Here is a 7242-nt window from a genome sequence, read left to right as displayed (position 1 = left end):
CGGCGCGCACACTGGAAGCCCACCCGCCCGCCGTCCATGCAACGCTCGAGCGCGTGCACCGTTCGACGCAGCGCGTGGCCCGGGCCGCGGACCAGCTGCTGGCGCTGGCACGCAGCGAGGCCAGCAGCAACGAGCCCGGGGATCCGGTCGACCTGAAGGCGGTGGCCCAGGACGCCGCGCAGGACTGGGTTCCGCGCGCACTGGAACGCGGCGCCGATCTCGGGTTCCAGCTCGAGGCAGCGCCGGTGCGTGGGCACCGCCATCTGCTCGGTGAGCTGCTCGCCAACCTGATCCACAACGCGCTGGAGTACGCGACCGGCACCGTCCAGCGGCCGGCCCGGATCACGGTACGCACCGGTGTCCTGAAGCAGCAGGACGGTGCACCGAGGTCGATGTTCGAGGTGGAAGACAACGGCCCCGGCATTGCGGCCGAAGAGCGCGCCAAGGTGTTCGAGCGCTTCTACCGTGCACCGGGCTCGACGGGAGCCGGGAGCGGCCTCGGGTTGGCCATCGTGCGTGACATCGCTCGCTCGCACAACGCGGGGGTCGAGTTGCTCGACGGCGAAGACGGCTGCGGCCTGCGCGTGCGCGTCGTGTTCCCGCCTGGCCGGTGAATCGCGGGGGCTAGCCGAAGCGGGTCGTCAGCTGCGACAGCAGCTCGTCCAGGACGCCGAGCACCTCGTCGATGGCGACCGGTTTCGTGAGGTAGCGGATCGCGCCGGCCCCCAGGGCGGCCGAGATCTGGGCCGGCAGCGCGTCGGCGGAGACGGCGATGACGGGGATCTCGGCGGTCTGCTCGTCGGACTTCAGGTGCTGGAGCAGCACCATGCCGTCGATGTCGGGCAGGTGCATGTCGAGCAGGATCAGGTCGGGCGCCGAGGTGCGCACGGCCGCCAAGCCGTCCAGCCCGGTGGTCGCGACGGCCAGCCGGACCTGCGGGCGCAGGCCGAAGATGCCGCGCATCACCTCGACATTGGTGTCGTTGTCCTCGATGTAGAGCACATGACGACGGTTGTAGGCTGCGTTGGCCTCTTCGTCGGCCTCCTGGCTTGCGGTCATCGGCCGCGCTTGCGAGTCCAGCGGCAGGCGCAGCGTGAAGGTCGAGCCGACACCGGGCTCGCTTCGCACCTTCAGCGACCCGCCCTGGCGCTCGGCCAGCAGCTTGGCGATCACCAGGCCGATGCCGGTGCCTTCGGTCGCGCCACGCTCGCGCCCCAGCCGGTTGAAGGGCTGGAACAGCTGGGTCAGCAGCTGAGGCTCGATGCCCAGGCCGGTGTCGCAGACGTCGAGTTCCAGCATCGGCGTGCCATCGCGGTCCTCAGTGCGACGGGTCGACACACGCACCTCACCCGCCTCGCGGTTGTATTTGACGGCGTTGCTCAGCAGGTTGGTGAGGATCTGCTTGACGCGAGTCGCGTCGCCCAAAACCTGCAGCGGGGCGTGCTCGGCCATCGTGCGGACAAGCGTGAGGCCGCGACCGCGCGCCTGCGGCTCCACCAGTGCCATCGATGCGGCGATCAGCGGCTCCAGCGACAACGACTCGACCTGCAGGCTCAGTGTGCCGGACTCGATGCGCGACAGGTCCAGCACGTCGTTGATCATCTCCAGCAGATGCCAGCCGGCCTGTTGGATCTGCGTTACCCACATCCGGTGGCGCTCGTGCAGAGGCTCGCCGCGGTCGAGGTCGAGCAGTTGCGCGAAGCCGAGCATCGCGTTGAGCGGCGTGCGCAGTTCGTGGCTCATGCGCGAAAGGAATTCGTTCTTCGCGCGGTTGGCGGTCTCCGCGGATTCGCGCGCATGCTCCGCTTCTTCGAGGCGCAGGTGCTCACTGATGTCCTCGACCAGTCCCACCAGCCGGTGCGGCTGGCCGTGCTCGTCGCGCAGCAGGCTGACCGTCACGCTGACCCACAGTACCGGGCCGTTCCTGGTGACGTAGCGTTTACGCCGCCGGTACAGCGGCAGCCGCCCGTCCACCAGATCCTGCTGGCTTGCCAGATCGGCGGCACGGTCCTCGGGGTGGGTCAGGCTGGCGAGCGACAGGCTCAACAGCTCTTCTTCGCTGTAGCCGGTCATGGTGCAGTAGGCTGCGTTAGGCTGCTTGATGCGGCCCTGAAGGTCGGTGTAGACCACGCCGATAGGCACCGAGTTGAAGATGCTGCGGAAGCGCTGCTCGCTCTCGCGCAGCGCCTGTTCGGTGGCCAGGCGCTCGGTGATCTCGTGCTCCAACTGCTCGGTACGTTCTGCGACAGCCGTTTCGGTCTGCCGAGTGCGCCCTGTGACGAGCAGAAGCAGCGCACCCATCATGCCGGTGCCGAGCAGCCCGGTCAGTGAGAACAGCCAAGCCGTCGCGCTCTCTCCCGATAGCGGCCCGGCGGCGGGCCCATTGGGAACGCCATTCGGTGCCTGCACCCGAAGCTCCCAGGTGCGACCGGCGAACGGGATCTCCGCGGTGTGACTCCATAGGGGATTGACGGCAGGGCGCGCGCAGTCGGACGAGCCGGCCAGCAGCCGGCTCTCGGGGGGGCATCACTGTCCAGCAGACAGAACTGAAGATAGCGTGGGGCACCGACAGCAAGCCGGGCCAGAGCGTCTTCCATGCGTAGAGTGATGAAGACCATTCCCTGCAGGCTGCGTGATGGCTCGTCCCCACGGTACACGGCGCGATAGACGACAACGCCGGTCTGCTGTGCGGTTTCCTGCGTGAGCCTGAAGCCAGGGGTGACCGTGGCGCCATCGTTCAGGCGCGCGCGCGCGATGGCCTCGCGGGCAGCGCGAATCGACAGCGCGTTGACACCCAGCGCGGTGTCGTTGCCAGCACGCGGCTCGATGTAGCGCATCACCATCAGTTCGGAGTCGTTCGCGCTGAGAGCGCTGTCGCGTTCGAACACGCGGTAGTCCGGTTGACCGAGAGAGCGCAGGCTTGCCTCGAAGGCCGGCAGGTCCTGCCGCGCAACGCGCTCATGCCAACCGATCGCCTGCACGCTCGGCAGCTTGCGCAGCCAGCCGGCGCTGGCCCGCTCGAACTCACGGCTGTCGACGTTCGACGACGCGACATAGATGCTGTGCATCGCATCCAGTGCGTCGAGGTGGGCATTGAGCCGCAGCTCGACCGTACGGCTCACGCTGATCGCATCGCGCTCGAAGCGCGCCGCGTCGCGCTGGCCGTCCCAGCGGGCGACTTGCCAGATGGCCAGCGCCAGCAGCAAGGTGGCAACCACCAACGGCAAGGCCACGGTGTTGCGGCGCGGCCGCCAGGCGGTCCGCGGTCGGCCGATCAGCGTCAGCACCACGGGTGTGGCGATCATCACGCCCAAGGCATCGCCGCCCCACCAGGTCCACCAGGTGTCGAATAGCAGGGCGGTCGGCAGCAGACCGGCCAACCACAGCGCCAGGACGCTCAGGCTTGCCCCGACGGTACAGGCGGCCAACGCACCGAAGCCGAACAGGCGCAGGATCGAAGCCGGCCCGTCCAGCGTCAGTGGCTCCCTCAGGCCCCGGCGCACCAGCCAGGCGCCGAGCGCAGTCTGCACCGTCGCACCGCAAGCGATTGCGAGCCCGGTGAGCGAATCGCGGAAGACATGCTGCTGATCGCCGTTGAAGTACACGAGCATCTGCACGCTCAGGCTCCCGAGCATCACCGCCGGCAGCACCCTCCAACCGTAGACCAAAGCCGCGGCCAGCGCGATGCCGGCCGGCGGGAACAGCGGCGAAGCGTAGCCGGGGGGGATCGCGAGTTGCAGCGAGGCCGCGCCCGTCAGCACATAGGCCAGCGCGACCAGCACCAGGGTCACCAGCGATGTGGCGACGAAGGGGGGGCGGAGGCTGTCGGACTGGAGTGAGTGAGCGTATCGGCCATGAGGACGGGGGCGATCGCCTGCGAGCCTACCACCGGCGATGGGCGTGGCAGCCTCCGTCGGCACACGCTGCAGGCCGTGCCGTGGCCGCCTTCACACCCCGCCAGCGCTTGCGCCGCCGGGTCTCTTCACGAACCGACGCTCAGACGTTGAACAGGAAGTTCAGCACGTCGCCGTCCTTGACGACGTAGTCCTTCCCTTCGGCGCGCATCTTGCCGGCCTCCTTGGCGCCCTGCTCGCCCTTGAACGCGATGAAATCGTTGAAGGCGATGGTCTGAGCCCGGATGAACCCGCGCTCGAAATCGGTGTGGATCACCCCGGCGGCCTGCGGCGCGGTGTCGCCGATGTGGATGGTCCAGGCTCGCACCTCCTTCACGCCGGCGGTGAAGTAGGTCTGCAGGCCCAGCAGCTTGAAGGCCGCACGGATCAGCCTGTTCAGCCCGGGTTCCTCCTGTCCCATCTCTTGCAGGAACATCAGCCGGTCCTCGTCCGACATGTCGGCGAGCTCGGCCTCGGTCTTGGCGCAGATGGCCACAACGGGTGCCCGCTGGCTCTCGGCATAGGCTCGCAGCTTGTCGAGATACGGGTTGTCCTGGAAGCCGCCTTCGTCGACGTTGCCCACGAACATCGCCGGCTTGGCCGTGATGAGGCACAGCGGCTTGAGGATCGCCATTTCTTCCTTGCTGAAGGCGATGCTGCGCACTGGACGCGCCTCGTTCAGCGCCGTCTGGCATTTCTGCAGGACGTCGACCAGCTTGGCGGCTTCCTTGTCATTGCCGGACTTTGCGGCCTTGATCGAGCGCTGCAGCGTCTTCTCGACCGTGGAGAGATCGGCCAGACAGAGCTCGGTCTGGATCACCTCGATGTCGGCGATCGGGTCGACCTTGCCGGCGACGTGGATCACGTTTTCGTCGTCGAAGCAGCGCACCACGTTCACGATCGCATCGGTCTCGCGGATATGGGCGAGAAACTGGTTGCCCAGGCCCTCGCCCTGGCTCGCGCCAGCCACGAGGCCGGCGATGTCGACGAACTCGACGATGGCCGGCACCAGCTTCTCCGGCACGACGATGGCGGCCAGCGCCTGCAGCCGCGGATCGGGCAATTCGACGACGCCGACATTGGGCTCGATCGTGCAGAACGGATAGTTCTCCGCGGCGATACCGGCTTTGGTGAGCGCATTGAAAAGAGTGGATTTGCCGACATTGGGCAAACCCACGATGCCGCATTTGAGGCTCATGGCGGGCGGGGCTTTCGTTGAGAGTGGAAGCAGCCGGCGGCTGCGGCGCCTCGATGCCGGGCGACTGCCAGCGATTTTACCGGCGTGGGCTTATGCTCTCACTGGCATGGATACCAACACGAAGGACATCGGAATGGCGAAATCACTGGCCCAGATCCAAAAAGAAATCGCGACGCTGCAGCGTCAGGCGGAAGCTCTCAAGAAGCGCGAAGTGAAAGACGTGATCGAGCGCATCCGCGAGGCGATAGCGTTCTATGACCTGAGCGCGGCCGATCTCGGGCTCGCCGCGTCGGGCCGCAAACCGCGCGGCACCGGGGCGAAAAAGAAGAAGCCGGCTCGGACCGCCAGCAAAGTGAAGTACCGCGACGACGCCGGCCACAGCTGGTCGGGCCACGGGCGGCGCCCGCAGTGGTTCCTGGATGCGATCGCTGGCGGCAAGACGCCGGAAGACCTCGCTGCTTGATCTTTTGCAGGATCTGCGGCCGGCACGGGCCGCAGTTCCCGCGGGCGCGCCGTCAGGTTGACAGCGTGCGTCCCAGCTTCTGCTGAACGGAGTCGAGCTTCGACTGCAGCCGCCCACCCGGGCCGGCGCGGTAGTCGATCTTGATGTTCGTGCCCACCCGGTCGCAGTCGGCGCTCATCGCCTCGAAGCAGGCGCTGACGACGGCGATCACCTCGTGCCATTCGCCTTCGAGGATCGTGCCCATCGGTGTGAGCTGGTAAGGCACGCCGCTCTTGTCGATGATGTCGAGCGAGCGGGCGACGAAGGGGCTGACGCTCTCGCCCTTGGTGAGCGGTGCCATGGCGAATTCGAGCAGGACCATCGGTGAGTCTCCTGTGAGTGATGTGCGCGTGTCGTTCGACCCGTGCAACGGGTGAACCCGACAGGGCAAGCTTTGTGCCCGTCATCGAAGCTGCGTTTCCGAGGCGCCGGCGCGCTCCAGACGCAGGCTGGACCGTCCGCGCGTTGCATCAATGCGACGGGTGTCACGGCTACGCAGGCGACAACTGTCGCTCTGCGTGGGTGGCACCCGTCGATCATTCACCCCAGCGCCGGGCGGCAGCCTCCACCACGGCAGGCAGCGGCAGCATCGCCGCGCGCTGCGTTCGCAGCCAGCGGGCATCGTTGCCCTCGAACAGCGAGTCGCGCAGTAACTGCGTCGCATCGAGCGCCTCCAGGTCGAGCGCGTGCTCGTCCAGGCGCGTCAAGGTACGCAGAATGTCGTCGCGCAGGCGCGAGCGCTGCTTGGTCTTCGGGTCGACGATCTCGCCGTCGAGCCCGAAGCGGCAGGCCTGGAAGCGGTTGAAGGTGTAGACGAGGTAGTCGTCCTCGCTGGGCTCGAAGGGCTTCTCCTCGCGCAGTTGACGGCAGATGCATTGCAGGTAGCACGCCAGTGCCGCGGCCTTGTCGACGCTCAGCGGCGTATCGCAGACGCGCAGCTCGATGGTGCCGAACTCGGGCTTGGGGCGGATGTCCCAGTAGAAGTCCTTCATCGATTGCACGACGCCGGTCGCCGTCATCTTGTCGAAGAAGCCGCCGAACTCCTCCCAGCTGCGCACGAACGGCGCACGGCCAGACAGCGGGAAGGCGAACACCGAGTTGAGCCGTGCCGAGTCGAAGCCGGTGTCCTGTCCCTGAACGTAGGGCGATGAGGCCGACAGCGCGATGAAGTGCGGCACGTAGCGCGACAGGGCATGCAGCAGCCACAGCGCCTGGTCGCCGTCAAGGCAGCCGACATGCACGTGCTGGCCGAACACGGTGAACTGCTTGGCGAGATAACCGTACAGCTCGCTGATGTAGCGAAAGCGTTCGGCTGGAAAGATCTGCTGTTCGCTCCAATGCTGGTACGCGTGGGTGCCACCCCCGGCGATGGCGATGTTGAGCTTGCGCGCCGCGCGCGTCAGCTGGTTGCGCATGTCGCGCAGCTCCTCCCGCAGCGGGCCATGACGGCGCTGGATGGAGCTGCCGATCTCGATCATGCTGCGCGTGATCTCGGGCTTGATGTCCCACGCGCCGCTGTGCTTGGCGGTCTCGCGCAGCAGGTCCTCCGCCTGCGGTGCGAGGTCGAAGTCGTGGGTGCTGAGCAACTGCAGCTCGAGCTCGACGCCGAGGGTCAGCGGCTCCGAGGGGGTGAAATCTTGCAAGGCCAT

The 7242-nt window shown here is 67.2% G+C and carries 7 protein-coding genes; 2 read left to right on the top strand and 5 right to left on the bottom strand.

Features of this window, described 5'->3' with window-relative positions:
• Window positions 1-614, top strand: a 614-nt coding sequence (locus tag x551_RS00475) for a HAMP domain-containing sensor histidine kinase (protein WP_036229502.1), incomplete at its 5' end; no start/stop codon positions are given.
• Window positions 615-624: 10 nt separating this feature from the next.
• Here the strand turns inward: x551_RS00475 and x551_RS00470 are convergent.
• From x551_RS00470 to ychF, 3 genes are all read right to left on the bottom strand, one after another.
• Complete coding sequence (locus x551_RS00470) at window positions 625-2301, bottom strand: PAS domain S-box protein (RefSeq protein WP_216701288.1); 1677 nt, start codon at window positions 2299-2301, stop codon at window positions 625-627.
• A 23-nt stretch (window positions 2302-2324) separates the two neighbouring features.
• The gene (locus x551_RS00465) at window positions 2325-3791 is read right to left on the bottom strand and encodes a CHASE domain-containing protein (protein ID WP_036229459.1); all 1467 of its coding nucleotides are present in this window, start codon (window positions 3789-3791) and stop codon (window positions 2325-2327) included.
• 205 nt (window positions 3792-3996) lie between these two features.
• On the bottom strand, window positions 3997-5091 hold the full coding sequence (ychF, locus tag x551_RS00460) for a redox-regulated ATPase YchF (RefSeq protein ID WP_011830742.1): 1095 nt from the start codon (window positions 5089-5091) through the stop codon (window positions 3997-3999).
• A gap of 106 nt (window positions 5092-5197) precedes the next feature.
• Here ychF and x551_RS00455 point away from each other — a divergent pair, with 106 nt between their 5' ends.
• The gene (locus x551_RS00455) at window positions 5198-5554 is read left to right on the top strand and encodes an H-NS histone family protein (protein ID WP_011830741.1); all 357 of its coding nucleotides are present in this window, start codon (window positions 5198-5200) and stop codon (window positions 5552-5554) included.
• 52 nt (window positions 5555-5606) lie between these two features.
• Here x551_RS00455 and x551_RS00450 read toward each other — a convergent pair whose 3' ends face one another.
• Both x551_RS00450 and x551_RS00445 read right to left on the bottom strand, forming a co-directional pair.
• Window positions 5607-5915, bottom strand: a complete 309-nt coding sequence (locus x551_RS00450; protein ID WP_011830740.1) for an MTH1187 family thiamine-binding protein — start codon at window positions 5913-5915, stop codon at window positions 5607-5609.
• Between the two features lie 214 nt (window positions 5916-6129).
• Window positions 6130-7242: a YbdK family carboxylate-amine ligase gene (locus x551_RS00445; RefSeq protein WP_036247265.1), complete on the bottom strand. Its 1113-nt coding sequence runs from the start codon at window positions 7240-7242 to the stop codon at window positions 6130-6132.

The sequence above is a fragment of the Methylibium sp. T29 genome, assembly GCF_000576205.1.
Lineage (GTDB): Bacteria > Pseudomonadota > Gammaproteobacteria > Burkholderiales > Burkholderiaceae_C > Methylibium > Methylibium petroleiphilum.
This window is presented reverse-complemented; position numbering and strand designations above follow the sequence as displayed.